Source organism: Dechloromonas sp. H13 (genome assembly GCF_009469615.1).
Taxonomy (GTDB): domain Bacteria; phylum Pseudomonadota; class Gammaproteobacteria; order Burkholderiales; family Rhodocyclaceae; genus Azonexus.
This window is the reverse complement of sequence record NZ_SSXX01000009.1, coordinates 43,936-69,932: the sequence shown is the minus strand read 5'-3', so window position 1 is coordinate 69,932 and position 25,997 is coordinate 43,936. Positions and strand designations below refer to the sequence as shown.

Sequence of the window (25,997 nt, the reverse complement as noted above, 5' to 3'; positions counted from 1 at the left end):
TTCCTGCCAGCGCCAGCGGAACGCCCCTGGCGTCAACTCCGGGGCGATCTCAGCGCGCCACACGTCCGCTCCCGAAATTCAGGGTGATCTTCTCGCGCTGCCGATGACAAGATCTTCCGGGAATACGCTGCTCGCGCGCCGCCCAAACTACTCATGGGGCCAGCTCAAATCTATGCGGCTTGCCGCTGGGAATGGACGCTTGCCGTCCTGTTGCCTTTCTTGTCAGCGGAACGAACCAGCTTGACCCTTGGAGACTGCGCACCCAGGGATTCGGTAAACAACTGTCGTGCTTCGGCGGCCTGTCTCTGGAATATGCGCAAGCCTTCCATCTGGCAGTCCGAAGCGGCGAGCACACAATCGCGCGCGACCTGGAGCGCATTGCGCATGCCAGCCGGCACGATTTCCGACCAATGCTCGGGGTCTTGTGCGGCGCTGGCTTCGGACAGCACCATTCTCAACTGCTGGCTGCCAAGGGCGATGAATGCCTGCGCACTGTCCAGTTGCCAGAAAATCATTTCCTCGGAACCCGAGAGGGTTACTGTGCCGAGGTCACGGAAAAGGCTCATGCTTTGGGAAAACTGCTCGAATTGCTCATTCATGTGACAACACCTCGCGAACGCAATGTCAGGGATCACGACATCCATGCTGGGAAACATTCCCCACCATGGACGCTGCAAAATCAAATATTCGCACCCGCCACACGAGGAAAATATCGGCGTATTTCGTGACCGATGTCGGAGACGGTCGCGATCGCTGTAGGGATTGACCTACGAAGAGCGGTGAACCGGCTACTGCCCCAACTTGTGTTTCAGAACGTAGCGCGTAATGTCAGTGTTGTGCTGCAGGCCCAGTTTTTCCATGACCCGTGCGCGATAGGTGCTGACAGTCTTGGGACTGAGGTGGAGTCGTTCGGCGATTTCGACCAGCGGCGTTCCCCGGCTGAGCATCTGCATTACGTCGAACTCCCGGGCGGACAATGCATCATGCGGCAGTTTCCGGGATGTTGGCAGCGATCCGCAGAGCAGTTTCTCGGCCAGGTTCGGGCTCAGGTAGCGCTCGTCCGAACTGGCGCGACGGATCGCGACCAGGATTTCCTCCGGACTGCAATCCTTCGGCAGATAGCCGATGGCGCCCGCTTCCAGCGCGGTCATCGCGTAATCGTCCTCGGCATACATGCTGAACACCAGGACCGGCAAGTCGGGCTGGCTCCGCTTGATCTGCTTCAGCACCTCGATCCCGTTCATGTCGGGCAATCCGATATCGAGAAGTACCAGATCCCATTTTCCGGTCTCGACCATTGCCAACCCTTCGGCGCCGGTGCGGGCCTGCCCGGCGATTTCGAATCCGCCGACGTTGCCGAGAAACTGCTTCAGTCCACCGCCAACGATGGCGTGGTCGTCAACGATCAATATCCTGATCATGCCGTTGCTCCTTTGCATCTTTGCTGGCCATTGCGCCTTCAGTGGGTTCAGAAATGTTGCCGCGCGGGACTGCCACGGATGCGAGCTGTTGCCGGAACACCCTGGCGTGCTCCGATAATTGCCTGCCAAGCGGGGCCAGGAGTATGACGACGGTTCCGGCATCGGGCGAACTGATGACCGACAGGTGGCCTCCCGCCATGCCGAGTCGGCGTTCAATGTTCAGGAGGCCGGAACCTTCCTGCTCGGCGGTCGTATCGAAGCCACCTCCCCGGTCGCGGACGGTAATGCGCAGCATGTGGTCAGGCGCATGCTCCAGAACCACTTCGACGAACGGAGTGCCGGCATGCTTGACCACGTTCATGAGCAGTTCGCGCACCGCCTTGAAGCACAGCAGGCGAATCGTCATGCTGACAGGTTCGGCATCCGGTGCTGCAACCAGATCCACCTCGAGCCCATAATTCGCGCGTACCCAGCGGCAAAGCGACTCCAGCGCAGGCACCAGTCCGCGCTCGCGGATCAGCGGCGGGTTCAACTCGACGCTGAGCGTGCGCGCAGTCTGGATGACCTGCGATATGTGTTCCTTGGCCTCGGCGATGCTTTCCAGTATTTCAGCGCGCGAAGTACGCCCGTCGAGTCCACTCAGGCGGAGCCGTGCGGCGACCAGCCCCGGCTGGACGCTATCGTGAAGCAATTCGTAAAGGCGATCACGCTCCCGTTGTTCCGCATGCGTCAGCTCGCCGGCCAGTTCGCTCAGGTGCGCCGCCTGCTCGGCCGCTATCGCAGCAAGCCGCTCGTTGGCCTGATGGAGATGGTCCTTGACCAGGCGAGGCTCGGTAACGTCCTGGGTAATGCCGAAGCCACCCACCACATCCCCTCGCTCGTCGAACTCCAGTTCCGCCTTCTCCTTTACCCATTTCACCTTCCCGTCAATCAGCAGGCGATGCTCGATATCGTAAAGTTCACCGGCAAGCCCCGCCTTCCACATGCGGTCCACATACTCCCGGTCATCGGGATGCACCCGCGAGAGAAAGGTCTCGTAACTCAGCGGCGTGCCTTCGGAAATCTCGAATATGCGGTAATTCTCGGCCGACCAGGTCAGCTCGTTGCGCCGCACATCGAGGCGCCAGCTACCGATTTTGCCGACGGCCTGCGCGCGAACGAGGTCGTCCTCGCTGGCCCGCAATGCCAGTTCAACCAGTCTGGCGTGCGTAACGTCCTCCGCCAATATGATGATGCCACCGACGGCGCCGCTCTCGTCAGTCCAGGGATGTACTGCCCAGCGCAACCAATGCTTTGATCCGTCGGCCTTGACCCACATATCCATGTCATTTTTGATGGCGACGCCGGCCAGCGCTTCGCGATGGACCCGTTTCCACTCCTCCGAGAGGTCCGGATTGACCTCGTAGTGGTTGCGACCGACCAGACTGCTGAATCCGCGGCCATAGTCGGCGAGCCAGCGATGGCTGGTCGCAAGGTAGTTCAGGTCGCGATCGAACATGGCAATGCTGACCGGTGCCTGCTCGACGAATGTCGTTAATTGCCTGCGGCTGTTGATCAGCGCCTGCTCGGTCTTTCGGCGCTCGCTGATGTCGCGCAGGATGATCGTGAAGACCGGCTCTCCGGACACGTCGGTCCGGGAAATCGAGGCTTCGATGGGAAATTCGGTGCCGTCACGACGAAGCCCGTTCAAGTTGCCCTGCGATGCAATTTTCCGGTTGGGCTCCCCGGCTTCGGCAAATCGTCGCATATGGCCGACATGGATTTGGCGGTGGCTGGCCGGGATCAGGTCATCGATCGAGCGCCCCAGCATCTCGTTGGCGGGATAACCGAAAATCTGTTCGGCTGCAGGATTGAAAAGGAAAATGCGTTGTCGGGCATCCACGGAAATGATGCCATCCATCGCCGAATCAATGATGCCGTTCAGCCGGACGTTGCTCTCCGCCGAGGCCGCCTCGAGCTGCTTGCGGCGCATGATTTCATCCTGCAAGCGGCGCCGCTCCAGTACCGCCTGGCGCTGGAAATAATGTATGACCCCGAGAATCGCCAAGGCCGATGCCACAAAAAATCCGATTCGCGGCAATATCGGCAGGAGTTCCGCGAAATCCCAGCGAGGTGCAATCAAGCTGACGGCGCCGGCCGGCGCAGCCAGCGCTACAAACAGCAACCCCGGACCGAAGCCGCACAGAAACACGGTGATCGCCAGGCCTGGAAAGAAGGTCGAATAGGCCAGCCCCGCGTCAATGGGCTGAATTGCCATGCGTATTGCCAGCGTGACGGCCAGAATCGCCAGCGCCAGCAGGTATCTCGCCCACGCAGGCAATTTCAGGTAGCGACTGGTCGGATCATCCACGGGATTGTTGTGATCTGCACGACATTCTGGATAAAGTGGCAACCGGAACAGGACGATCGCCGCCAATCCGGACACTGCCATGTTTTTCGGAAAAGATAGCAGAAACAATCTCCCTTTGGCATCAGGTTTCCCTGTCATGGTGGCCGGCGAATCCATGACACCGACTTTCACCACGAAGGACGCTTGCGGGATTCCTGAGGCCCGGCGCTGTAACAGATCAATGCCACATACCGGTTGAAACATAGCGCTCTCCGGTGTCACCGAGTACCGTAACCAAGGCACTTCTTCCCCCGCTCGCCGCCTGGCGCAATGCCGCCTCGACAAAGGCACCGAAGGAAGGCCCGCCATGGAGCCCGATCCCGGCCAAGCGGCGGCACATTGCCGCCGCCAGATCGAGGGTGACCGGACAACGCCGGTCGATCAGGGTCTCGTCGAGGAGCGGCGGCACGATGTCCCCCGGGTGGCCCAGGGTGGCTCAAGCCGACCGATTCCGCCCTACGAACCCATCACCATCTTTCCCGTCCAGGTGGAAAGCGGCTTGGCCCGGGTAAGGGAGGATCGTTTCGACTGACGCGGAGCGCGGCTTTTCAGATAGCTGCGTAAATGATTTCCACAGCTTCGCCGATTAACGGAAACCCTGCCTACCAAGGACCCTCGACCCGATTCCCGGCAAATTCACGCCCCCCGTTCTCCCCTGCAAGGCCCCGCCGCCCCCAGTTTTCTTGATCTGCCTCGCCGCCGCCCCGCGCCGGGCTCCTTATAATCCAAGGCTTATGAAGCCCAACGGATCGCTCGCCCGTCACCTCGCCACCGCCGCCCGGCGCCGGCCGGCGGCGCTCGCCCTGAGCTGCGCCGGGCAGAACTGGAGTTTCGCCGAACTGCTGGCCGATACCGGCGCGCTGGGCGCGACGCTGGCGGGCGGCGCGGCGCCGCTCGTCGTTTCCGGCAGCAGCCTCGAACTCGCCCGCCATGCCTATGCGTGCAGCCTCGAAAATCGGCCTTTCTGGCCGGTCGACCGCAACCGTTCGGTGCACTGGACCGGCGAGCTGCCGACCCGCATCGCGCTGGTGATTTCGACCAGCGGCAGCGAGGGCGAGCCGCGCGGGGTGCTGTTGAGCGACGCCAGCCTCGACGCCGCGGCGGCCGCCGCCAACCGCCATCTGCCGCTGCGACCGGGCGACCTGTGGCTGGATTGCCTGCCGCTGCACCACATCGGCGGCCTCGCCATTCTCTGGCGTTGTGCGCGCGCCGGGGCGGCGGTGCTGCTGCACGACGGTTTCAACGCCGACGCGGTGGCCGCTGACCTGGCGCGCCAGCCGGTCACCCATCTCTCGCTGGTGCCGGCCATGCTGGCCCACCTGCTGGAAACCGGCGTCGCGCCGCCGGCCAGCCTGCACCACGTGATGATCGGCGGTGCCGCGCTGGCGCCGAGCCTTTATGACAAGGCGAGCAGCGCGGGCTGGCCGCTCAACCCGAGTTACGGGATGAGCGAGACGGCGGCCCAGATCGCCACGTGGACGCCGGCCGACGGGCCGTGGCACAAAGGTCTGGTCGGCCGCCCGCTCGGCAAGAACGAAATCGCGCTTGCCGCCGACGGGCGCATCCGCATCCGCGGGCCGCAGCTCATGACCGGCTACCTCGATGGCGGCGGGATCGATGCCGACGGCTGGCTGACCACCGGCGACCTCGGCGAAATCGACGCTGCCGGGCGGTTGACCGTCACCGGCCGCGCCGACGACATGCTGATCAGCGGCGGGCGCAACGTGCATCCGCTGGAAGTCGAATCCTGTCTCGCCGCCTGCCCCGGCGTCCGCGACGTGGCGGTCACCGGCCTGCCCGACCCGGTGTGGGGCGACCTCATCGTCGCGCTGGTGGTCGGTGACGCCGAACCGGCGCGCCTGCGCGCCTGGAGCGCCGCGCGCCTGCCCGGTCCGGCCCGCCCACGGCGCATCGTCCGCCTGCCCGGCCTGCCACGCAACGCCGCCGGCAAGCTCGAACGCGCCGCCCTGCGCCGTCTCGCCCGCGAGGCCGGCGCATGATCGCCGCCCTGCGCCGGCACCTGGCCGACCCCACCCTGCCCGCGCGACTGCGCACGCTGGCCGCCGACGTGCCGGCCGCGACGCCGCTCAGCATCACCATCGACCTCGGTCCGACAGCTGCCGACTGGCTGGCCGCCCTGCCGGCCGCCGGACCCTTCTGGTACCAGGCGCGCCCGGCCGCCGGCCTCTACCGGCTCGGCATCGGCCATGCCTTCCAGATCGCCAGCGCCGGCCCGCAGCGTTTCGCTGCGCTCGACAACGCCTTCGCCGGGCTGGCCCGCCACTGGCGCCACGACGGCGCGCCACTGGCCTTCTGCGGCTTCGCTTTCGATGAGCACAACATCGCGCCGCTGCCCAACATCCTCCTCGCCATTCCCGCCGTACTGCTCGAAAGCCGCGCCGGCCGCAGCCGGGCGATCCTCAGCACGCCGGCCGGCCGCATCGCCGGCGCCCCCGATCTTTGGCGGCAACTGCTGGCCCGTCCCGCCCCCCGGCCGCCGCTGCGGCTGGCGCCCGCCGCCGACCCGACGCTGGCCGACCGCGCCTGGATCGCCCGCGTCAACGCCGCGCTGCGCGCCATCGCCGGCGGCGAGGTCGACAAGATCGTGCTCGCCCGCCACCGCCAACTGGCCGGCGACGGCCTGGCGGCCGCCGGCCGTGTGCTCGCCGCCCTCGGCGCACAGCAGCCCGATAGCCTGGTCTATGCCCACGGCACCGGCACTGCCATCTTCCTCGGCGCCACGCCCGAGCGCCTGATCCGCCTCGCCGGGCACCAGCTCGCCGCCGATGCGCTGGCCGGCACCGCGTGGAGCGGCTCGCTCGATCTCGACGCGCCCAAGAACCGGCGCGAGCAGTCGCTGGTCGTCCGCGCCATCCTCGCTGCGCTGGCCGGCCACTGCAGCCTGCCGCCGCAGGCCGGGCCGGTCAGCGTCCGCCAGGCCGGCGCGATCGCCCATCTGCACAGTCGGATCGCCGGCACGGCGGCCTCCGGCGTGACGCTGTTCGATCTCGTGCGCGCTCTGCATCCGACCCCGGCCGTCGGCGGCTTTCCCGGCCCGGCGGCGCTCGACTGGCTGGCGCGCCACGGCGAACGGCGCAGCGCCTGGTACAGCGGCGGCTTCGGCAGCCTCGCTCCGAATGGCGACGGGGAATTCGCGGTCGCGCTACGTTCCGCGCTGCTGACCGCCGACGGCATCGAGCTACATGCCGGCGCCGGCATCGTCGCCGGGTCCGATCCGCACCAGGAACTGGCCGAGACCGAGGCCAAGTTCGGCACCCTGCTCGCCGCCCTCGCCGGGCACCGGGACGACCTCCGGAGCGCCCACGCCTGAGCCGGCCGCTGTCACACGGCGGAAACACAAGTGCAACAAAATGACGGGCTTGAAGCATATACTTCAAGGAAAAGAGGAGATTTCGATGACCCGTCAACACATCAAACCGCGCTTTCCTGCCGAGGACTATCTCAACCGGGAACTGAGCATGCTGGCCTTCAACCGGCGCGTCCTGGCCCAGGCTCAGGACGAGCGCGTGCCCCTGCTCGAACGGCTGCGCTTCCTGTGCATCGTCTCCAGCAACCTCGACGAATTCTTCGAAATCCGCATGGCCGGCCTCAAGGAGCAGATCAAGGCCCACGTGCCGGCCATCACCACCGACGGCAAGACGCCGCAGGAGTCGTTCCGCCTGGTTTCCGCCGAGGCGCACGCCATCGTCGCCGAGCAGTATCGCCACCTCAACGACGTCATCCTGCCGCTGATGGCGGAACAGGGCATCCGTTTCCTGCGCCGCTCGAAATGGACCGAGGCGCAGCGCGAATGGATCCGCGATTATTTCGTGCGCGAGATGGTGCCGGTGCTGACGCCGATCGGACTCGACCCCTCGCACCCCTTCCCGAAGGTGCTCAACAAGAGCCTCAACTTCGCTGTCGAACTGGAAGGCAAGGATGCCTTCGGCCGCAGTTCGAACGCCGCCATCGTCCAGGCGCCGCGCGTGCTGCCGCGCGTCACCCGCCTGCCGGAGGAGCTGGCCGGCTGCGAGTACGGCTTCGTCTTCCTGTCGTCGATCCTGCACGAATTCGTCGACGAACTGTTCACCGGCATGACGGTGCTCGGCTGCTACCAGTTCCGCGTCACGCGCAATTCCGACCTCTTCGTCGACGAGGAGGAAGTCACCAACCTGCGCACCAAGCTGCAGGGCGAGCTGCCGCACCGCCACTTCGGCGACGCCGTGCGCCTCGAGGTGGCCGAGAACTGTTCCGAGTCAATGACCGAGTTCCTGCTCGCCCAGTTCGGCCTCGGCAGCAACGACCTCTACCGCGTCGAAGGCCCGGTCAACCTGGTGCGCCTGATGCAGGTGCCGGACTGGGTCGACCGCCCCGACCTCAAGTTTTCCGCCTTCGTGCCCGGCCTGCCCAAGGCCGTCGGCAAGGGCGCCAACATCTTCGACAGCATCCGCCGCAGCGACATCCTGCTGCACCATCCCTACCAGTCCTTCGCGCCGGTCATCGAATTCCTCAACCAGGCCGCGCTCGATCCGCAGGTGGTGGCGATCAAGATGACCGTCTACCGCACCGGCACCGACTCGGTGCTGATGCAGTCGCTGATCCGCGCCGCCCAGAACGGCAAGGAAGTCACCGTCGTCGTCGAACTGATGGCGCGCTTCGACGAGGAGGCCAACATCGGCTGGGCGACCAAGCTGGAGGAAGTCGGCGCCCATGTCGTCTATGGCGTCGTCGGCTACAAGACGCACGCCAAGGCGCTGCTCATCGTGCGCCGCGAGGAAGGCGGCCTCAAGCGTTACGCCCACCTCGGCACCGGCAACTACCACCCGCGCACCGCCCGCCTCTATTCCGATTTCGGCCTGATGACGGCCAACGAGGAAATCACCCACGACGTCAGCGAAGTCTTCAAGCAGCTGACCGGCCTCGGCAAGGCGCGCACACTGCGCCACCTGTGGCAGGCGCCGTTCACGCTGCAGCCCAACGTCGTCGCGGCGATCCAAGCCGAGACCGCGACGGCGCGTGCCGGCGGCAAGGCGATGGTGGTCGCCAAGATGAACTCCCTGCTCGAACCGGAAACCATCCACGCGCTGTACGAGGCCTCGCAGGCCGGCGTCTCGATCGACCTCATCGTGCGCGGCGTCTGCGCCCTGCGTCCCGGGGTGCCCGGCCTTTCGGACAACATCCGTGTCCGCTCGATTATCGGCCGCTTCCTCGAACATCACCGCGTCTTCTACTTCTACGCCGGCGGCGAGGAAAAGGTCTATCTCTCCAGCGCCGACTGGATGGAGCGCAACTTCTTCCGCCGCATCGAACTGGCCTTTCCCATCCTCGACCCCAAGCTGAAGAAGCGCGTCATCACCGAAGGCCTCAAGTTCTACCTGGCCGACAACCAGCAAAGCTGGGAGATGAACGGCGAAGGCACCTACCAGCGCCGGCGCAGCACCCGCGCCAAACCGCACAATGCGCAGGGGGAACTGATGGCGACGCTGGGCAGCGGCGCCTAGCCGCCTGCTGCGGTCGACCATCCGAAACAGGCAAATTCTTCGGGCAGGGCTACGGAGCCAGACGCAGGCTCAGATACGTCCGGGCTTATGCCGGGTTGCGTGCAGACGTCGACCCAAGGCGCCACTGGAATCGGAAGGGGCGCGAACGCAATGGCGTCTTCAACTCGACGACGAGCGCAACTGCCTTCCAGCCGGCCTTTTCGCTGACGCGAATTGATGGCCAGTTATTCCACCAGATCCGGCTATACACCCGGACGAAGCCCCTTGCCGCGAGTTGCCGCGCGCTGAACTGCTTGAGGCAAGTCGCCAGACCCAAACCCCGGTGTTCGGGGGCCGTGACAAGTTCCACCGACTTGGCCTCGTTTCGCTCAAGCGGCCAGAAGTTCCGCCTGCGGCGATAGCCCTCACCGAACCAAATCCACTGAAGCGCCACCAACTCAGACCCAAAAAACACGCCAAAGCCCAGCGCGTCCTCTCCGGAATACCAAGCCTCACTTTGTATCGTCGGTTGCCTCGCCTCACGAACCTCGTCACCGGTGACTTCGGCACAACGATAGCCCTGGGGAAGCGTAGGGGGCTCTGGTAGGGAGTCCAGATCCAGAGAAAATACGCGAAAACAGCAATACTCAACGCCAAGAGTACGAATCAATGCTTTGCCAAGCGCCGCAACAGCCGTCTTCATGTGTTCAGCGTCGAAACACCCGGTTCGAGCGCCCGCTCGCCATACCGGAAGTAATATTCTGACGTCGCATGTCCAATGCCATCAGGAAAATAGCCAAAAACCACTTGGTCAGGAGCAGACTGGTCGAGTGAAACAACGCGCACACCATCAACGGGGCTTGGTAATGGCAGCTCGAACATTCTTGGCTATGGTCGTGGCCGCAACGCGGATAGCGAAATCCTTCCGGCCATTGCTGGCGGGCAAGGCCTCCCTGCACGTCTCTTCCGTTCCAAAGCGGATCTGCCATGCCAGAAAATCAATCGCCAAGGATTTCATGATTCAACTCCGCATCACATTGATCACAATGCGTTCAGCAGAAAAAACTGGAAACGAATTAGCAGCATAATATATTTTTTCGGCTGTTTTATTTCAGGTTTAATACTTTCCAAAAGACTCCCTGAAGATTTTTGTCAACTGCATGACCGGGTCAGACACAACCTCGAGGGCACCACGCAATGACGGATAGTTGAGTTTCCAGACGCTCATCGGGTTAATCAGCATTTTTAATGATTTTTTTGGAAAAACGTAGGTTCCTGTAATTTTCGCCGTATTTCCCGCTTCAACGGGAGAAACCCTGTTCGATATCCCAACCTCAATATGATTCAATCCAAGGAAGCGATCTGCCTGAATCGTGTACCACACCCTGGGGTTGCATTCAATAAAATAAACACCATCTTTTGAAACCATCAAATCAAAATTTGCCAACCCTGAATATTTCAGATCACTTATCAGCTTGGAAATGGCGCTGCATATATCGAATCGATCCATAAACAATATGGTATCTTCATCCAGTTTTTTATAGACACTCCAGGAACAGATAACACCGTTCACCGCACATATATTCAATCCAAAAATTTCGCCAACGATAAATTCCTGAATTTGAACGGGATCGTTCCTGCCATGGGACACCTCACCTGCAATATAACGGTCGAATTCCTCCCTGGAGTTAATAAAGCTAACACCACGTCCGCATTCTCCATACAGATCTTTTGCAACAAGTGGAAAGCCTATTTCTTCCAGAGTCTTATCACTCTCCGAAAATGGCGGAAACAACAAGACGGATTTTGGACATTTTATTCCATGGCTTTCCAATAGCGAAACAAAGCTATTCTTGTTATCCAAGGCATCCAGCAACTCGCCAGAGCTACATGGAAAAAATGGCAAATTCGGTTCGAGCAGGGACAATTCATATAGCTGCCCGGCGGAATCAATGTCCGCTGGGAATATAATATCGGCGCGATATGAACGAATCTTCTCCAGAAGGGCATGATTCGATATCTCTGCGGGGAGCAAACAAAAAGAACTAACACAACGACAATGCTTCAAAGCAACGGATTCTTTTTTGGTCAAAACACTAACCTTGTAACCGGAGTTTTTCAGCGCATAAATTCCCTTTAAAGCCAGGACTTCATCGTCCACTAAAACCAATGCCTTTTTCTTCACTTATAAATCCTCGACGGAAAAATGGAGCGCATGATCGCCACCAATTTTTGCGTTATAAATAATTAGCGCCAAAAACGAAGGAACTTCCTTATCGTTCTCCTGAACCCAGATCATGCATTCATCATCTAACGAATGCCCTATAAATTTCCCTATTAATATGACCAACAACCGCAATTTTTTATTTCATTTCCCAACATTATGAAATACCGAATTCGGACGCCTGTCGGTCGCCACCAACAAACTACGAACTGACCCTGGCACGCTCCGCCCGCAAGTAACGAACTACCCGCTGCATCTCTGAAGAATCCTCGTTGTGCGGATCCCAGTAACGGTTGGCTTCGATCAGGACCGGCCCGACGGAGGTCACTGCGATGTCCCACCCGAGGCATCGCGACGGAAGAAAGGCCAATGCCGCCTTCTTGCCGAGGTCCATGATCTCATTCCACATCGGCGGTTGCACGCCCCTCAAACTCAGGCCAGTGGTCGGATGCTTCTCGATCTCATGCAATCCAAAGCCAAAGGGGTGGCGACTTTTCATGAAACATCTCCGCACCGTTCCATCAATCGGATCAATCAAACAAAAAACATTGTTATTTGCTGTCCCGCCGAAGTTAGAGTATTCCGCCTCGAATTCAGCCTTTGCATCAGCCAGACGCCAGCCCACAAGCAATATTCTTACGTCACCAGCGTCGGCGACATACGTAACCAGACGCACCGTCTGCAACGCCGGCGAAGGACTGATCCGGGTCACCTCCTTGTGATTGACCAGCTTCGGCTGAACCAGCCATGAGTCGAAATCGCCATGCCGATCCAGATGCGTCTTCAACGTTTCGCCCACATGCTCCGGGCTGGTATCACCACAGGAAAAAACGAGGACGCCCCGACCGAGGGCACCGTCGCGCGGTTTGATCACATAATCCCCTGGCGGCAATCTTGCTGCGAGGGCATTGATTACGTCCCCGCCTCCAATCTCTTCTCGGTTCATGGAGACGCTGACCCGGGGACTGGTTCTAACTACCGCAACTGTCCTGGCGCTTGGCAAGCCGGCATCTGCACAAAGTCGCTCGAAATCCAGCTTGTTCTCGGTCTGGTTCGTCAGTTCGACGGGATTGAAGCTTTGCTGGAGCTGAATCATATTTTCCTTGCTGATCACTTCAGCAATGTCGCCCCGGGTTTTGGAAACGTTCAGTAGATCCAGTTCAACCATTTCCAATGGTGAGAATCGTCGCGCATACATGTCGAGAAAGCGCAAGCCGGTGGAAATATAGCTGCCACCATAATGCTTGCGGGCTTGCCCGATAATCTCAGCGGCCAACTTGGCCTTTCCGACGGTGGCGCCGAGACGGCCCCAAAAGCTTTGGGTTTGAGAACTCATTTCAGGTTATCTCATCGAGTATTCATTGCAGCTTCGAATCTGTCGCCGAGTGATGATTAGCGGTTGAAACGAAGGATTTTTTTAACTTTGGCCTTGACACCGAATCTTTCCAGCGTATCGCCAAGCCATCCCGAAAAACGTCCTGTCCACCAATGACTATGCGCAAGAATCCTGTTTTTAAATGTATTTTTCAGAAACAGCACATTGGCGCATAACGTTTCGTGCGTGGCAAAAAGGCGCTTGTGGTCGGATTCACCCTCTGTGAAATCGAAATAGCGGAAACGGCCCTCGCCGAACATCTGCTCGACTGCAAGCCATTGCAGTACGGTGCCGACCGACAATTTCATGTAGTCGGGGTCGTACCCTAGATAGGCATAGATCAGCGTTCCATCGTCGATCGGACAATAGAGATACGAAACGGGGCGTTCACGGTCGAACAGGATGTATGCCCGGACCTGATCCTGTGACGCCAGCGACTCCATTTCGCGGACAAACCATTCGCTCTCCGGGATGCCGGCGTCGAGGAGCTTTTCCTGGTAAGTTTTCCTCGCCACCTCACGCGCCAGCGGAAGAAACTCCCGGAGCTCATCGACCGTCCGGTAGGTTTTCCAGGACAGCGCGCCACCCGCATGCTCGGCGTATTTCCTGACTTTGCGATTGATCGTCGACCGGGTCTTGGAGGAGAATTTTTTCTGATAGTCCTCGAACGACGATCGGAAATCGATAACGCAATGCCGATACTGGAGCTGGACGTAGCGCAGGTAATCGCCCGCCACCCCGATCGGCGACAGTGCTTCGGCAACCGGCAGCGCACGCACCAGATAGCCCTGGCTCCCTGGCGCCAGAGGATCGGCAGGCGGCACAGGCTCCCTCACCGGAACCAGGCGCTCGGCCACCTTTACCGACGCCATCTGCAAGGGAAACGTCGCACTGAACAGGGTCCAGTCGCTGAGTTGATACTTTAGCGCGTAATCCCGGCAGGCGCTCCCGTTCATCGGAACCTCCGGCGACCGGCTTGTTCCATCATTCTCATGGCAGTTTTCCAGACTGGGGATTTCAAGGGTGCCGGCTGCAGCGTAGCCAGATCAGGGGTCAAACCCTCGAAGCCGCGCAAGTTGAAAGAATCACGGTTGCGATCAAGGAAGGCGCAGAGCTGACGAAAACGGGAAACCACCACATCGTCCGGGCGATCCCTGGTCGTGTTCAGCAACTCGAAATTGTGAGAAAGGATCATGAACGACCGTCGTCCGGTTTCCAGCGCCTGCCAAAGCAAGCCCTCCATCTCGCGATGCGAGCAGGCAGTCAACTGGGCATGGCGCAAGGCCGTACCGTCGTCATAGACGGTCATGGGATACTCGCAGATGCCGTCGCACTCGAATGCATCCACCAACACCTGGCCCGGACCCACACCACTGTCGAGGCCGAATATCGTGGCGTTGTAGCTACTGTCAAAACGAATGCCATTTGCTACCAGCGCGGTCAACGTATCCCGATTGAAGCCGAAACTGCCGGCCCGGAATGCTGCACATTCGCCACCGCCCGCCTCCGCTATCAGGCGCTTGCCGGCAGCAACGAGAATCTCCTGTTCGCTGCGCGTGTAATAACGAAGGTGCTGCCGCTTGCCCTCGATATTTTCCAACAGGGGTTCGATGGATTCATCCACCCATTCAGGATGCAAATGCAGTTGGATTTCCTGCTTTCCCTCACGCAATAAACCGACGATTTCCTGCAACGGTTGGCTACCGAATCGCGTCGAGAAGAGCGGTTCGACGAAGAAGACCCCAGTCAGTCCATGATCCTCAAGCACCCTCAACGTGTACGGAAGCGCGTAATCTCCATGCGCAGTCGGCCCGTAGACGTAGCGTCTGAAGGCTTCAGGAAACTTCTCGTCGAGATTGTCCCAGCCATCGCACCAGACCTCGACGTCGACCGAGAAAAATACGTCAAGCATTTAAACGGACCTTCGCAAAGGGGTGAGCACCCCTGGCAAAACCAATTGCGGATGAAAAGAATTGAATGAACGCCAATCCATGCTCAATCACCGCCATGGGCTGACGATCCGGAACCCTTGCGCCGACCGTCGTCCGGCGTGAAGAACAGCGCCGTACCAAGGGCGATCAGCGCCAGCGGCCACCACTTGCGCAGCAGGGCAACGAGATCGAATTCGATCAGGTCGAGATTGACCGCCAGCGCGATGGCGCCGATGACGATCAGCGCCACGGACATGAAATTTCCCTTCATCGATTTCCCCTGTTTTCGGACGTCGACCGCAGCATTCGCCGATCAGGCCCGGCGCACGCCGACCACGCCTTCGACATCGTGGATCAGCGTCAGCGTGCGCTGCAGTTGCTGCAGGTTGGTGATTTCGACGGTGAAGCCCATGTGCGCCTTGCCCTGCTTGGACTGGGTATTGACGCCGATGACGTTAAGCTTTTCCTTGGCGAAAATTTCCGAAATGTCGCGCAACAGGCCCTGGCGGTCGTGGGCATCGACCACGATGTCGGCGGCGAAGACGCCGGTGGTCTGCAGCCCCCAATCGGTCTCGATGACGCGCTCGGGATGCAGGGCGGCCAGGTTGGCGAAATTGGGGCAGTCCATGCGGTGGATCGAGATCCCCTTGCCGCGCGTGACGAAGCCCTGGATCTCGTCCGGCGGCGCCGGCTTGCAACAGCGCGCCAGCTGGGTCAGCAGCTTGTCGACGCCGACGATCAGGATACCCTGGTTGCCGGCGACCGGCTTGCTCGGCCGGGTCTGTACCGCGTCCGGCAACTGGGTTTCGGCGAGCAGGTCGCCGCCGCGCGCCACCGACTGGAAGTGGCGCTGGTTGAGGTCGCCGCGCGCCGCCGCAATGTAGAGGTCGTCGGCGCGCGAAAAGCCGAGCTTGTGGGCGAGTTCGTCGATGTTGGCGCCGGTCTGCCCGGCGCGCTGCAGTTCCTTGGCGATCAGCGCCCGCCCTTCGGACAGCGTTTCCTCGAGCGCCAGGTTGGCAAACCAGGCCCGCACCTTGACCCGCGCGCTCTTGGTGTGGATGTAGTTGAGCGTCGGGTTCAGCCAGTCGCGCGACGGGCCGCCCACCTTGGCGGTGATGATCTCGACCCGCTGCCCGGTCTCCAGCGGCGTGTTGAGCGGCACGAGTTGGCCGTTGACCTTGGCGCCGCGGCAACGATGGCCGAGGTCGGTGTGCACGCGGTAGGCGAAATCGACCGGCGTCGCCCCCTGCGGCAGGTCGACCACCTTGCCCTGCGGGGTGATGACATAGAGCGTCTCGTCGAGCGCCGCCTGCTTGTAATGGTTGATCCAGTCCGAGCTGTCGGCGACTTCCTCCTTCCAGGTCAGCAGCTGGCGCAACCAGGCGATCTTCTCGTCGTAGTTGTCCTCGGCGCTGCGCTTGGTGCCTTCCTTGTAGCGCCAGTGCGCGGCGACGCCGAGTTCGGCGTGCTTGTGCATCTCCCAGGTGCGGATCTGGATTTCCAGGCTGCGCCCGTCCGGGCAGCGCACCGCGGTATGCAGCGAGCGGTAGTAGTTGCCCTTGGGATTCGAGATGTAATCGTCGAATTCCTTGGAAATCGGCGACCACAGGTTATGCACGATGCCGAGCGCGGTGTAGCAGTCCTTGAGGTCGTCGACGATGATGCGCAGGGCGCGGATGTCGTACACCTCCGAGAACTCGACGCCCTTCTTGCGCATCTTGTTCCAGATGCTGTAGATGTGCTTTGGACGGCCGTAAACCTCGGCGTTGGCAACGCCGGCCGCCGCCAGTTCCTCGCGTACCCGGGCCACGGCGTCGGCGATGAACTGCTCGCGCTCGCGGCGCTTCTCGTCGAGCATGCCGGCGATCTTCTTGTAGGTCTCGGGGTGCAGGAAGCGGAAGGAAAGATCCTCCAGCTCCCATTTCAGCTCCCAGACGCCGAGCCGGTTAGCCAGCGGCGAGTAGAGTTCCAGCGTCTCGCGGGCGACCTGGACGCGCAGGTCGTCCTGGTGGACAGCGTAGAAGCGCAGGGTCTGGGTGCGGCTGGCGAGGCGCAGCAGGACGACGCGGATATCCTCGACCATGGCCAGCAGCATCTTGCGCAGCACTTCGATCTGCGCCTTCATCTCGGCCGGATTGACTTCGCCGCCCTCGATGTTGGCGGCGACGAAGCCCTTGGTGATCGGCCGCAGGCGGTTGAGCCGGGAAATGCCATTAACCAGGTGCGCTGCCGGCTTGCCGAAGCGCTCCTCGATGCGCACGATGCCGTTCTCGTCGTGCGCCGGCACGGCGAACAGGAGCGCCGCCATGCGCGATTCGACGTCGAGCTTGAGCCCGGCGATGATCACCGCCATGCCCAGCGCATGCGACCAGATACGTTCGCCACTACCGAGCATGGCATCGCCGTACACCTCCCAGGCGTAGGCGACGGCCGCCTTCAGCGCAGCCGTCTCGTCGGCGTCGAGGCCTTCGGCGAGCGTCACGAAAAACTGGTCGAAGTCGCTTTGCGCAGCGACGGAATGAACGACGGAAACCATGGTGGAATTATACCGTCTGAGCATGCCCAACCTGCTGAGGCATAATTCACGGCATGTCCGAGAAAAAGACCCATTTCCATACCAATCCCTACCTGCTGCTGACCCTGACCGTCCTCTTCTGGTCCGGCAACATGGTCCTCGGACGCGGCATCCGCGCCGACGTGCCGCCGCTGGCGCTCGCCTTCTGGCGCTGGGCGATCGCCTTCGCCTGCGTGCTGCCGCTCGCCCTGCCCCATTTCAAGGCCCAGTGGCCGTTGCTGCGCGGCGGCTGGAAGCCGGTCGTAATCCTCGGCGTGCTCGGCGTCGGCGGCTACAACACCTTCGCCTACATCGCCCTGCAATACACCTCGGCGACCAACGCGGTGCTGCTCAACTCCTTCATCCCGGTCGCCACCATCGCCATTTCCTGGGCCTTTCTCGGCAAGCACCTGCGCCGCCTCGAAGGGCTCGGCGTCGTCGTCTCGCTGTGCGGCGCGCTGACCATCATCGCGCGCGGCGACCCCGCCGTGCTCGCCCACCTCAACCTCAACGCCGGCGACGTCTGGATGCTCGGCGCCGTGCTGGTCTGGGCCATCTATACCGTCGGCCTCGCCTGGCGCCCTGCCGGCGTGCACCCGATGCTGATGCTGGCGGCGATGACTGCCGTCGGCCTCGCCACCCTGGCCCCCGCCTACGCCTGGGAGATGATGCAGGGCCGGCAGATCAACGTAAGCATCGCTTCGCTCGCCTCGCTCGCCTATGTCGGCATCTTCCCCAGCTTCCTCGGCTACATCTTCTACAACCGCGGCGTCGCCGAAGTCGGCGCCAACAAGGCCAGCCTGTTCATCCACCTGATGCCGGTGTTCGGCACGCTGCTCTCGGCCATCTTCCTGGCCGAGATCCCGCACTGGTACCACTACCTCGGCATCGGCCTGATCTTCACCGGGATCTGGCTGACGATGAGGAAATGATGGCCCTCCGCGACTGGTTCGGCGGTCGCCGTCGCTCGGCCGTTCCCGATGACTTGTGGGTGCGCACCCTGGGCGCCCTGCCCTCCCTCGACATGCTTGCGGTCGACGAGAAAAAAAGGCTCAAAACCCTGGTCGAGCAGTTCCTGGCGGAAAAGGAATTCAGCGCTGTCGGCGGCCTCGAACTGAGCGACGAGATCTGCGTCGCGATCGCCGCCCAGGGCTGCCTGCCGGTTCTCGAACTCGGCCTCGCCGGCTACCGCGACTGGGTCGGCATCGTCGTCTATCCCGACGAATTCGTCGTACCACGCCGCGTCGAGGACGAGGACGGCGTCGTCCATGAATACGACGACGTGCTCTCCGGCGAGGCATGGGAAGGCGGACCGCTGATCGTTTCCTGGCACGACGCGCAGATGGCCGGCGCCGGCTACAACGTCGTCATCCACGAATTCGCGCACAAGCTCGACATGCTCAACGGCGAGGCCGACGGCATGCCGGCGCTGCACTCCGGACTGACGGCGGCGGCCTGGAACGAGGTCTTCCTCCCCGCCTACGACGATTTCTGCCGCCGCGTCGACAGCGGCGAGGAAACCATCATCGACCCCTACGCCAGCGACGACCCGGCCGAATTCTTCGCCGTGCTGTCGGAAAACTTCTTCGAACTGCCCGACGTGGTCGACCGCGAATACCCCGCCCTCTATGCGCTGCTACGCACCTATTACCGTCAGGACCCGCTGAGCCGCCTGACGAAGGCATCGACCGCCCCGAGCACCGCCGCCGGCTGATCGCGGTGCGGCGAGTGGCCGCACTGGGGCAGCTTGAGCAGCGTGGTGCCCGCCACCTGTTCGGCGATGACCTCGATCTGGCGCATCGTCGCGTACTCATCGTCCTCACCCTGGATCGCCAGCACCGGGCAGCGGATCGCCGGCAGGTATTCCTCGATGTTCCAGTCGCGGAAGGCGGGCGACAGCCAGGTGTCGTTCCAGTCGGCGAACACACGATCGACATCGGCGTGGTAGCGCCCCAGCTTCTGCGGCAGGTCGGTTGCGGTCCACGCCTCGCGGGCGGCCAAAATGCCGGTCAGCGTTTCTTCCTCGACGAATTCATGCGGCGCCATGACGATCACGCCCAGCGGCACCTCGGGAAAGGCGCCGGCGAAGATCAGCGCGATGCTGCCGCCGTCGCTGTGCCCGAACAGCAGCGGGCGCGCGACCCCGATTTCGGCCAGCAGCGCCGGCAGCGCCTCCAGCGCCTCGCGGTGCATGTAGCGTGGCGTGCGCGGCTCGCCATAGGGCTGCGAATGGCCGTAGCCGGCGCGCGACCAGACGATCACCCGGCAGCCGGTCACCGCCGCCACGCGTTCGGGAAAATGCCGCCACATGGCGATGCAGCCGAGCCCTTCGTGCAGCATCAGGATGGTCGGCAGGCCGTGGCGATGCGCCGGGTAATCGAGATATTCGAGGCGCAGGCCGTCGACGACGAGATGTTTCATGGCGTCAGCAGGAAATCGCGGGCGACGGCGACCTGGTCGTCGGTCAGGAACAGCGGCGCATGGCCGACGCCGGGAATTTCGGCCAGTTTTGCGCGTGGACCGCGGCTGCCCATCTGCTCCCACGTTGCGCGCGTCAGCAGGTCGGATTCGGCGCCGCGCACGACCAAGGTCGGGCAGCGCACGCGCTCGTAATACGGCCAGAGGTCGATCGGCTCGCCGGAAAAGGCCGCCTTGAAGGGTTCGGAAACGCGCGGATCGTAGCGGAAGCGCCAGCTGCCGTCGGCGTCGCGGATGATGCTGTGCTCGGTCAGGTGGTGCCACTGCGCATCGTCGAGGGCACCGAACGGCGCGCTGACCGTGCGGATGTAGGCAAGCGCCGCCTCGAAGCTGGGCCAGCGCGGGTCGGTGCCGACATAGGCGGCGATGCGCGCGATCGACTCGGACGTGATCTCGGGGCCGACGTCGCTGAGCACCAGGCGACGCACCGGCGTATTGTCCATGCTGGCCAGCGCCATGCCGATCAGCCCACCCATCGAGATGCCGACCCAGTCCACGTGCTCGACGTCCAGACGGGCGATCAGCGTGACGACGTCGGCCACGTAGTTTGGAATCACGTAGCCGGCCGGATCCTTGAGCCAGTCGCTCAGGCCGCGCCCGGCGATGTCCGGGCAGACGACGCGGTAATGCGTCGCCAGCGCCCGGGCCAGAAAATCGAAATCGCGGCAGTTGCGGGTCAGCGCATGCACGCAGACCAGCACCTGCGGATTACGCGGGTCGCCCCACTCCGTATAAGCCATGCGATGCAGGCCGGACGGCCCGGCACACTGGACGCTGCGCAGTCTGAAATCCATGTCCTTCCTCCTCGCCGTGCAATGTAGCACCTTCCGGCGGGAGCAATCTATAATGCATGAACCCATCATGGAGGATAAAAATATGCCGCGCATCCAGGTCGGAGACATTTCCCTGAACTATATCGAGCACGGCAGCGGCGACAACGTCGTCCTCGCCGTGCATGGCAATCTCGGCTGCGCCAACTGGCTCGACCTCGCCATGCCGCTGCTGCCCGACAACATCCGCGTCATCGCCGCCGAATGGCGCGGTTGCGGCGATTCCGACAAGCCGGAGCCGGCGCCCGACTACTCCAACTACACGATGGAAGTCCATGCGCGCGACCACCTCGCCCTGATGGATGCACTGGATATCGGGAAATGCCATCTCTATGGCCACTCGACCGGCGGCATCATCATTTCGCACATGCTGACCATGGCGCCCGAGCGCTTCGGCAAGGTGCTGATGCTCGATCCGGTCAGCCCGCTCGGCCTGCAGATGAACTCCAGCCAGGTCGGCGTGATCACGGCGATGAAGACCGATCCCGACGTCTGCTTCGCCGGCCTGGCCAGCGCCGCGCCGACCCTGTTCCGCCCCGAGACCATGGTCGCCGGCCAGATGCCGCAGTTCGCCGATGCGACGAGCAGCGCGCAGCGCGACCTGTTCAAGAAGATCATCGAGCGCACCCGCGTGCTGTCCGACGGCATCTGGTTCGGCACGCCGCACAATCTGGGGCTGGAATGGGACGCCGGCACACTCGCCCGCCGCATGCCGGAGATGGCGCACGAACACCTCATCCTGTTCGGCAAGATGGACTACTGGATTCCGCGCGAGCACATGGACGTCATGGTGGACAAATTGCCGAACGCCCGGCTCGAAATCTTCCCCTACGTCGGGCACTCGATGAACCTCGAACAGCCCTTGCTGTTCGCGCGCGTCTTCGGCGACTACTTCCGCGGCTGAAACGCCGCCAATGAAGAGGGCAGCCCGCGGGCTGCCCTCTTTTTTCGGCGTGGCGACCCTCAGCCGCCGGCAGCGATCTCGTTGGTCAACGGCTGGCCGGCGGCGAACTCGGTCGCGCTCTTCAGCGTCGTCTCGCAGATCGTCGTGATCGCTTCCCGCGTAAAGAAGGCCTGATGGCCGGTGATGATCACGTTGGGGAAGGAGATCAGCCGCTGCAGCACGTCGTCAGTGACGACGACACTGGACAAGTCGCGGAAGAAAATCCCCGCCTCCTGCTCGTAGACGTCGGCCGCGAAGCCGCCGATCTGGCCGCTCTTCAGACCCTCGATCACCGCCTCGGTATCGACCAGGCCGCCGCGACTGGTGTTGATCAGCAGCGCACCGCGCTTGGCGCGGGCGATCGTGTCGGCGTTGATGATGTGGTAGGTCTCCGGCGTCAGCGGCGCATGCAGCGAGACGATGTCGGCGTCGCGACCGATCTCGCCCGGCACCGCGTAATGGCCGCCGAGGGCCACGAATTCCTCGGACGGATACTTGTCGTAGCCGATCACGTTGCAGCCGAAACCGACCATGATCTTCGCGAACACCCGGCCGATCTTGCCGGTGCCGATCACCGCGACCGACTTGCCATGCAGGTCGAAGCCCATCAAACCATCGAGCGCAAAATTCGAGTCGCGGGTGCGGTTGTAGGCGCGATGGATCTTGCGGTTGATCGCCAGCAGCAACGCAACGGCGTGTTCGGCGACCGAGTACGGCGAGTAATCGGTCACGCGCACGACCTTGAGGCCGAGCTGTGCGGCGGCCTTCAGGTCGACGTTGTTGAAGCCCGTGCAGCGCAGGGCGACCAGCCCCGTACCGCCGGCCTTCAGTTGCGCCAGCACCTCGGCATCGGCCTTGTCATTGACGAAGATGCAGACTGCCGCGTAACCGGCGGCCAGATGGACGGTATCGAGGTCGAGCGGCGCTTCGTGGTACTTGAGCGTATGCCCCGCGGCGACGTTGACGGCATCGAGGTATTCGCGGTCGTAGCGCTTGGCGCTGAAAACGGCAATTTTCATGTCTTCTCTCCAGATGTTGTCGTTATGGGCATACGAAGGTCAGCCACCGAGCAGCGCCGCGGCGACCTGAACGAAAAGTATCTTTGCCACCGTCATCGACGGGAAGATCATCGCGTAGCCGATGTCGGGCTTGTCGGTCGGCGCGACGCGCCCGGCGAAGGCGAGGATGGCGGGGTTGCCGGTGGCGCCACTGATAACACCGGCGGTGGTATCGAAGGGCAGGCGGAACACCCAGAGCGCCAGCGCGCCGGTGATCAGCACCAGCGCCAGCAGGATCAGCGCCCCGTAGGCGAGGAAGGTGATCCCCTGCGCCCCGACGGTGGCGAAGAACTTGGGCCCCGAAGCGATGCCGACCTGGGCCAGGAAGATGGTCAGGCCGAAGTTGCGCAGCACGAGGTTGGCCGACAGCGGCATGGTCCACACGAACGGACCGGTGCGCCGCGCCTTGCCGAGCCAGAGCGCGAGCAGCAGCAGCGCAGCGAGGCCGAGCGTCAGCTTGCCGACGCCGGGAATGACGATCGGGATGAGGCCGAGGCCCAGCCCGAGCGCGGCGCCGATGCCGATCGAGATGAAGCTCAACTCGGCAGTGCCCTTGATCGAGTCGCCGAAGAACTTGCGCATCGCCTTGACATCCTTGCGGTTCACCAGCAGGCCGACGCGGTCGCCGAATTCGAGGATCAACTCGGGATTGGGCAACATGTCCGCGTCGCCGCGGCGAACCTGGACGATGGATGCAGTCACGCCCTCGGGGAAACGGAGGTCGCCGAGCGCCAGACCGACCACCGCCTTGCTCGATGCGAAGACGCGCTGGTAGTCGAGATCCTCGCGGTGGCTGGTCATGCGCCCCGGCTGCAGTTCGCCGAACAGGGCAGCGGCCTTCCTGAGGGCATCCGGACTGGTGCTCGTGGCGAGCAGGACGTCGTCGTCGCGCAGCACGAGGTTGTCCGACGGCAACTGGTTGTGGTGCTCGCGACGGATCGCGGCGATCGCGACGCCGGCCGGCAACTTGGCGGCCAGCACCGACAGGCGCTTGCCGACGAACTCGGAACTGTGCAGCGCGATCTCGGCCAGCTCGATGACCTGATTGGGGGGCTGCGCGATCTTCGGCTTGAGGATGGCGTTGAGCGCATAGATGCAGAGGATGGGCCCGGCGACGCCGAACGGGTAGGCCACCGAGTAGCCGACCGCGGCGCCGTCGCTCTTCAGCGCCGCGATGATCGCCTGCAGCGTCGCAGTGCTGGTTCCCGAGCCGGCGAACATGCCGAGCGCCTCGTCGAGCCTGACGCCGGCCAGCGGCACCAGCGCCAGCGCGACGCAGCCGGCGCCGAGGACGCCGAGAAAGGCGGAAACGTTGGCCTTGATCCCCTCCGGACTGGTCAGGCCCTTGAAGAACTGGGCGCCGTACTGGATGCCGACACCGTAGAGGAAGAGCAACAGGCCGAGGGTGCCGAGCAAGGCTGGCGGCGCCGCCTTGGGCGCGAAGCCGCCGACCGCCAGGCCGACGAAGAGAACTGCCCCCGAGCCGAGGGAAAATCCCTTGATGTTGATTTCCCCGACCAGATAGCCGAGCGCCACCGTAAGAAACAGCGTCAACAGCGGCTGGGATTCAAGCAGTATTCTGACCTGTTCCATATCACCCCCTTGGCATGGCTATTTAAGATGCGGATTCCCCGCTGCCTACCACTTCCCGGGCGCTCGGGAAACCCAGCATTGACTACGACCAGTATAGGCCCTTCCTGCTGCGGTCGACCGACAAAAAATGACAAAAACGACTGCGGGAAAACGGTCGCAACATGCGGCAATTCGACGTGTCGGTCAGGGTGCGCGATGCTCTTCCAGCCATGAGGTTGCGCGATCGGCCTCGCCCTCACCGATCGGCCTTGGACCCGGACTCGCTTCGCGGGAGCCGTGATCCATCGCCGATACCCGGCACAAAATGGCAAGGCCGCCCGCAGGCGGCCTTGCATCGGTTACGACCGCCTTACTTCGCCAGTCCCGCCGGCTTCTCGGCCGACGCCTTGGCCCCACCGCCACCGCCGCTCGCTCCGGCAATGCCCGGCAGGCTGGTGGTGAAGGTATTGTCGACGAAGGACTTGATCGTGTCCTTGAGCACGTTCGGCGCCTTGAACACGCCATAGTGCGCCGTCGCATCCGGGAAGCTGGCGAACGCGGCGCCGTTGACCTCCTTGGCCGCCTTTCTGGCATTCTCGACCATCAGCCACATGTCATTGTCGACATGCACCACCAGCGTCCGCGCCTTGATCCGCTTCAGATCCTTGTTGATGTTGTAGTTGAAGCCGGCATCGTTGCGGTACCAGTAGTCGACCGGATCCTCGGTCTTGGTCCGGGCGATCCAGGTCGCGTTCTGGTTGCCCGTCGGCTCCCAATAGAAGACCTCGCGCTCGATCTTGTCCCACGGCGTCGCCGAACGTACCGGGAAAGTCAGCCCGGTCAGCTGCAGGCGTGACCACATGAACTGCAGGCCGCGCTTGGGATGCTGGTCGACCGGCAGGTCGTAGTAGTTGCCGTTCGTCTTGCGCCACACCGGGTCGCTTTCGATCGCCGCCTGCGCCAGCAGGAAGGTCCACGCGCCGATCGGATCGTCGCCGTCGGAGGCGGTCGTCCCGCCGATCGGCATGATCGCCTTGACGAAGCCGCTCGGCGAATGCATCACGCCCCACACCCAGCTCTGCGTGGCCCCCATCGAGACACCGGTCGCCAACTCGACCTGGGCAACCTTCAGGTGGTCGCGCAACAGGCGGTAATTGGCCTGCACCATGTCGAAATAGCTGTAGCTCGGGAACTTGCGTCCCAGCCCTTCCGACGGCTTGGAAGCGCCCCACAGGCCGATCGCGTCGAGAAAGACCACGTAGTAGCGGTTGGTGTCGATGGACAGGCCGGGACCGACGACCGCGCCACCGGAAAAGGCATTGGCCGGCTGCCCCGCGTACCAGGTGTTGTACATGAAGGTCGAATCGCCCGAATAGAAGGTGTTGACCACGATGGCGTTGATGATCTCGCCGCGGTCGTTGCGCTTCGGCGTGCCGACCGCGATGTAGGCGACCTTGAGCGGCCCGGCGCCCAGCGATTCGAGGGTGGTGCCGCCCTCGCCGCCATTGCGCCAGGTTTCCGGATCGGCATCGAGGTTGTACTTGCCGCCGATGCGGAAATTGGAGATTTCGTAATAGCGCTTGTGCTGGTCCTGCGCCATTACCAACGAATTCGGCGTCAGCGGGAACTTGCCCGCCTCGGCCGCCAGAGCGGCGCCCGGCAGCGCGAAAACGGCAGCCAGCGCCAAGGCAACGATTTGCTTTTTCACGTCAGCTTTCCTCATGTTCGTTTTCATGGCGCAC

The 25,997-nt window shown here is 62.6% G+C and carries 22 protein-coding genes and 1 pseudogene; 7 read left to right on the top strand and 16 right to left on the bottom strand.

Going from position 1 to position 25,997, the window contains the following annotated elements:
• Positions 1-170: 170 nt before the first annotated feature.
• The 3 genes from GH660_RS16265 to GH660_RS16255 form a co-directional block, all read right to left on the bottom strand.
• On the bottom strand, positions 171-599 hold the full coding sequence (locus GH660_RS16265; protein WP_153147814.1) for a hypothetical protein: 429 nt from the start codon (positions 597-599) through the stop codon (positions 171-173).
• Between the two features lie 189 nt (positions 600-788).
• Positions 789-1,409 (bottom strand): response regulator transcription factor, encoded by a 621-nt coding sequence (locus GH660_RS16260; protein ID WP_255478848.1) that lies wholly within the window; start codon positions 1,407-1,409, stop codon positions 789-791.
• Positions 1,399-4,014, bottom strand: a complete 2,616-nt coding sequence (locus tag GH660_RS16255; protein WP_153147812.1) for a PAS domain S-box protein — start codon at positions 4,012-4,014, stop codon at positions 1,399-1,401. Before GH660_RS16255 ends, GH660_RS16260 begins: the two co-directional genes overlap by 11 nt.
• Before the next feature lie 103 nt (positions 4,015-4,117).
• On the opposite strand from GH660_RS16255, the gene GH660_RS16250 reads away from it, so the two are divergent.
• From GH660_RS16250 to ppk1, 4 genes are all read left to right on the top strand, one after another.
• Complete coding sequence (locus tag GH660_RS16250; RefSeq protein WP_153147811.1) at positions 4,118-4,342, top strand: hypothetical protein; 225 nt, start codon at positions 4,118-4,120, stop codon at positions 4,340-4,342.
• A gap of 202 nt (positions 4,343-4,544) precedes the next feature.
• Positions 4,545-5,810, top strand: a complete 1,266-nt coding sequence (locus GH660_RS16245; protein ID WP_153147810.1) for an AMP-binding protein — start codon at positions 4,545-4,547, stop codon at positions 5,808-5,810.
• Positions 5,807-7,141 (top strand): isochorismate synthase MenF, encoded by a 1,335-nt coding sequence (locus GH660_RS16240; protein ID WP_153147809.1) that lies wholly within the window; start codon positions 5,807-5,809, stop codon positions 7,139-7,141. Before GH660_RS16245 ends, GH660_RS16240 begins: the two co-directional genes overlap by 4 nt.
• Positions 7,142-7,226: 85 nt before the next feature.
• Positions 7,227-9,311 (top strand): polyphosphate kinase 1, encoded by a 2,085-nt coding sequence (ppk1, locus tag GH660_RS16235; protein ID WP_153147808.1) that lies wholly within the window; start codon positions 7,227-7,229, stop codon positions 9,309-9,311.
• Positions 9,312-9,396: 85 nt separating this feature from the next.
• Here the strand turns inward: ppk1 and GH660_RS16230 are convergent, their stop codons facing one another.
• The 8 genes and pseudogenes from GH660_RS16230 to GH660_RS16195 form a co-directional block, all read right to left on the bottom strand.
• The gene (locus GH660_RS16230; protein WP_153147807.1) at positions 9,397-9,993 is read right to left on the bottom strand and encodes a GNAT family N-acetyltransferase; all 597 of its coding nucleotides are present in this window, start codon (positions 9,991-9,993) and stop codon (positions 9,397-9,399) included.
• Between the two features lie 70 nt (positions 9,994-10,063).
• Positions 10,064-10,308 (bottom strand): annotated as a pseudogene (locus GH660_RS18075) (transposase); the annotation flags it as partial.
• Between the two features lie 99 nt (positions 10,309-10,407).
• On the bottom strand, positions 10,408-11,475 hold the full coding sequence (locus tag GH660_RS16220) for an ATP-grasp domain-containing protein (protein ID WP_153147805.1): 1,068 nt from the start codon (positions 11,473-11,475) through the stop codon (positions 10,408-10,410).
• A 241-nt stretch (positions 11,476-11,716) separates the two neighbouring features.
• Positions 11,717-12,850, bottom strand: coding sequence for a sugar-transfer associated ATP-grasp domain-containing protein (locus tag GH660_RS16215; protein ID WP_153147804.1), 1,134 nt, complete (start codon positions 12,848-12,850; stop codon positions 11,717-11,719).
• A 56-nt stretch (positions 12,851-12,906) separates the two neighbouring features.
• Positions 12,907-13,845, bottom strand: a complete 939-nt coding sequence (locus GH660_RS16210) for a GNAT family N-acetyltransferase (protein WP_153147803.1) — start codon at positions 13,843-13,845, stop codon at positions 12,907-12,909.
• Entirely contained in the window at positions 13,842-14,801 is a 960-nt protein-coding gene (locus GH660_RS16205) for a polysaccharide deacetylase (protein WP_153147802.1), read from the bottom strand. The genes GH660_RS16210 and GH660_RS16205 overlap by 4 nt, the downstream gene beginning before the upstream one ends.
• A gap of 83 nt (positions 14,802-14,884) precedes the next feature.
• Positions 14,885-15,091: a DUF5668 domain-containing protein gene (locus GH660_RS16200; RefSeq protein ID WP_153147801.1), complete on the bottom strand. Its 207-nt coding sequence runs from the start codon at positions 15,089-15,091 to the stop codon at positions 14,885-14,887.
• 42 nt (positions 15,092-15,133) lie between these two features.
• The gene (locus GH660_RS16195) at positions 15,134-17,356 is read right to left on the bottom strand and encodes a bifunctional (p)ppGpp synthetase/guanosine-3',5'-bis(diphosphate) 3'-pyrophosphohydrolase (protein ID WP_153147900.1); all 2,223 of its coding nucleotides are present in this window, start codon (positions 17,354-17,356) and stop codon (positions 15,134-15,136) included.
• Between the two features lie 53 nt (positions 17,357-17,409).
• On the opposite strand from GH660_RS16195, the gene GH660_RS16190 reads away from it, so the two are divergent.
• Both GH660_RS16190 and GH660_RS16185 read left to right on the top strand, forming a co-directional pair.
• Positions 17,410-18,306, top strand: a complete 897-nt coding sequence (locus GH660_RS16190) for a DMT family transporter (protein WP_153147800.1) — start codon at positions 17,410-17,412, stop codon at positions 18,304-18,306.
• A complete protein-coding gene (locus GH660_RS16185; RefSeq protein WP_153147799.1) occupies positions 18,303-19,088 on the top strand; it encodes a zinc-dependent peptidase in 786 nt (261 codons plus the stop codon). Before GH660_RS16190 ends, GH660_RS16185 begins: the two co-directional genes overlap by 4 nt.
• Here GH660_RS16185 and GH660_RS16180 read toward each other — a convergent pair.
• Both GH660_RS16180 and GH660_RS16175 read right to left on the bottom strand, forming a co-directional pair.
• The gene (locus GH660_RS16180; RefSeq protein WP_153147798.1) at positions 19,028-19,795 is read right to left on the bottom strand and encodes an alpha/beta fold hydrolase; all 768 of its coding nucleotides are present in this window, start codon (positions 19,793-19,795) and stop codon (positions 19,028-19,030) included. The two genes, GH660_RS16185 and GH660_RS16180, sit on opposite strands and share 61 nt — an antisense overlap.
• Complete coding sequence (locus GH660_RS16175; protein ID WP_153147797.1) at positions 19,792-20,646, bottom strand: alpha/beta fold hydrolase; 855 nt, start codon at positions 20,644-20,646, stop codon at positions 19,792-19,794. The genes GH660_RS16180 and GH660_RS16175 overlap by 4 nt, the downstream gene beginning before the upstream one ends.
• 82 nt (positions 20,647-20,728) lie before the next feature.
• Here GH660_RS16175 and GH660_RS16170 point away from each other — a divergent pair, with 82 nt between their 5' ends.
• A complete protein-coding gene (locus GH660_RS16170) occupies positions 20,729-21,586 on the top strand; it encodes an alpha/beta fold hydrolase (RefSeq protein WP_153147796.1) in 858 nt (285 codons plus the stop codon).
• A gap of 59 nt (positions 21,587-21,645) precedes the next feature.
• On the opposite strand, the gene GH660_RS16165 is transcribed toward GH660_RS16170, so the two are convergent.
• From GH660_RS16165 to GH660_RS16155, 3 genes are all read right to left on the bottom strand, one after another.
• Positions 21,646-22,644 carry a 2-hydroxyacid dehydrogenase gene (locus GH660_RS16165; protein WP_153147795.1) on the bottom strand — a complete coding sequence of 333 codons (999 nt, stop codon included), beginning with the start codon at positions 22,642-22,644 and terminating at the stop codon, positions 21,646-21,648.
• 39 nt (positions 22,645-22,683) lie between these two features.
• On the bottom strand, positions 22,684-24,276 hold the full coding sequence (locus GH660_RS16160; RefSeq protein WP_153147794.1) for a TrkA C-terminal domain-containing protein: 1,593 nt from the start codon (positions 24,274-24,276) through the stop codon (positions 22,684-22,686).
• Between the two features lie 349 nt (positions 24,277-24,625).
• Positions 24,626-25,963: an alpha/beta fold hydrolase gene (locus GH660_RS16155; RefSeq protein WP_153147793.1), complete on the bottom strand. Its 1,338-nt coding sequence runs from the start codon at positions 25,961-25,963 to the stop codon at positions 24,626-24,628.
• Positions 25,964-25,997 lie beyond the last annotated feature (34 nt).

Bases quoted from the DNA above. Each gene is read 5' to 3' on its own strand.
- GH660_RS16175 (WP_153147797.1), bottom strand. From the start codon at position 20,646: ATGGATTTCAGACTGCGCAGCGTCCAGTGTGCCGGGCCGTCCGGCCTG.
- GH660_RS16240 (WP_153147809.1), top strand. From the start codon at position 5,807: ATGATCGCCGCCCTGCGCCGGCACCTGGCCGACCCCACCCTGCCCGCG.
- GH660_RS16165 (WP_153147795.1), bottom strand. From the start codon at position 22,644: ATGAAAATTGCCGTTTTCAGCGCCAAGCGCTACGACCGCGAATACCTC.
- GH660_RS16250 (WP_153147811.1), top strand. From the start codon at position 4,118: ATGGAGCCCGATCCCGGCCAAGCGGCGGCACATTGCCGCCGCCAGATC.
- GH660_RS16195 (WP_153147900.1), bottom strand. From the start codon at position 17,356: ATGGTTTCCGTCGTTCATTCCGTCGCTGCGCAAAGCGACTTCGACCAG.
- GH660_RS16210 (WP_153147803.1), bottom strand. From the start codon at position 13,845: ATGAACGGGAGCGCCTGCCGGGATTACGCGCTAAAGTATCAACTCAGC.
- GH660_RS16230 (WP_153147807.1), bottom strand. From the start codon at position 9,993: ATGAAGACGGCTGTTGCGGCGCTTGGCAAAGCATTGATTCGTACTCTT.
- GH660_RS16265 (WP_153147814.1), bottom strand. From the start codon at position 599: ATGAATGAGCAATTCGAGCAGTTTTCCCAAAGCATGAGCCTTTTCCGT.
- ppk1 (WP_153147808.1), top strand. From the start codon at position 7,227: ATGACCCGTCAACACATCAAACCGCGCTTTCCTGCCGAGGACTATCTC.
- GH660_RS16160 (WP_153147794.1), bottom strand. From the start codon at position 24,276: ATGGAACAGGTCAGAATACTGCTTGAATCCCAGCCGCTGTTGACGCTG.
- GH660_RS16245 (WP_153147810.1), top strand. From the start codon at position 4,545: ATGAAGCCCAACGGATCGCTCGCCCGTCACCTCGCCACCGCCGCCCGG.
- GH660_RS16255 (WP_153147812.1), bottom strand. From the start codon at position 4,014: ATGTTTCAACCGGTATGTGGCATTGATCTGTTACAGCGCCGGGCCTCA.
- GH660_RS16170 (WP_153147796.1), top strand. From the start codon at position 20,729: ATGCCGCGCATCCAGGTCGGAGACATTTCCCTGAACTATATCGAGCAC.
- GH660_RS16215 (WP_153147804.1), bottom strand. From the start codon at position 12,850: ATGAGTTCTCAAACCCAAAGCTTTTGGGGCCGTCTCGGCGCCACCGTC.
- GH660_RS16190 (WP_153147800.1), top strand. From the start codon at position 17,410: ATGTCCGAGAAAAAGACCCATTTCCATACCAATCCCTACCTGCTGCTG.
- GH660_RS16200 (WP_153147801.1), bottom strand. From the start codon at position 15,091: ATGAAGGGAAATTTCATGTCCGTGGCGCTGATCGTCATCGGCGCCATC.
- GH660_RS16205 (WP_153147802.1), bottom strand. From the start codon at position 14,801: ATGCTTGACGTATTTTTCTCGGTCGACGTCGAGGTCTGGTGCGATGGC.
- GH660_RS16185 (WP_153147799.1), top strand. From the start codon at position 18,303: ATGATGGCCCTCCGCGACTGGTTCGGCGGTCGCCGTCGCTCGGCCGTT.
- GH660_RS16180 (WP_153147798.1), bottom strand. From the start codon at position 19,795: ATGAAACATCTCGTCGTCGACGGCCTGCGCCTCGAATATCTCGATTAC.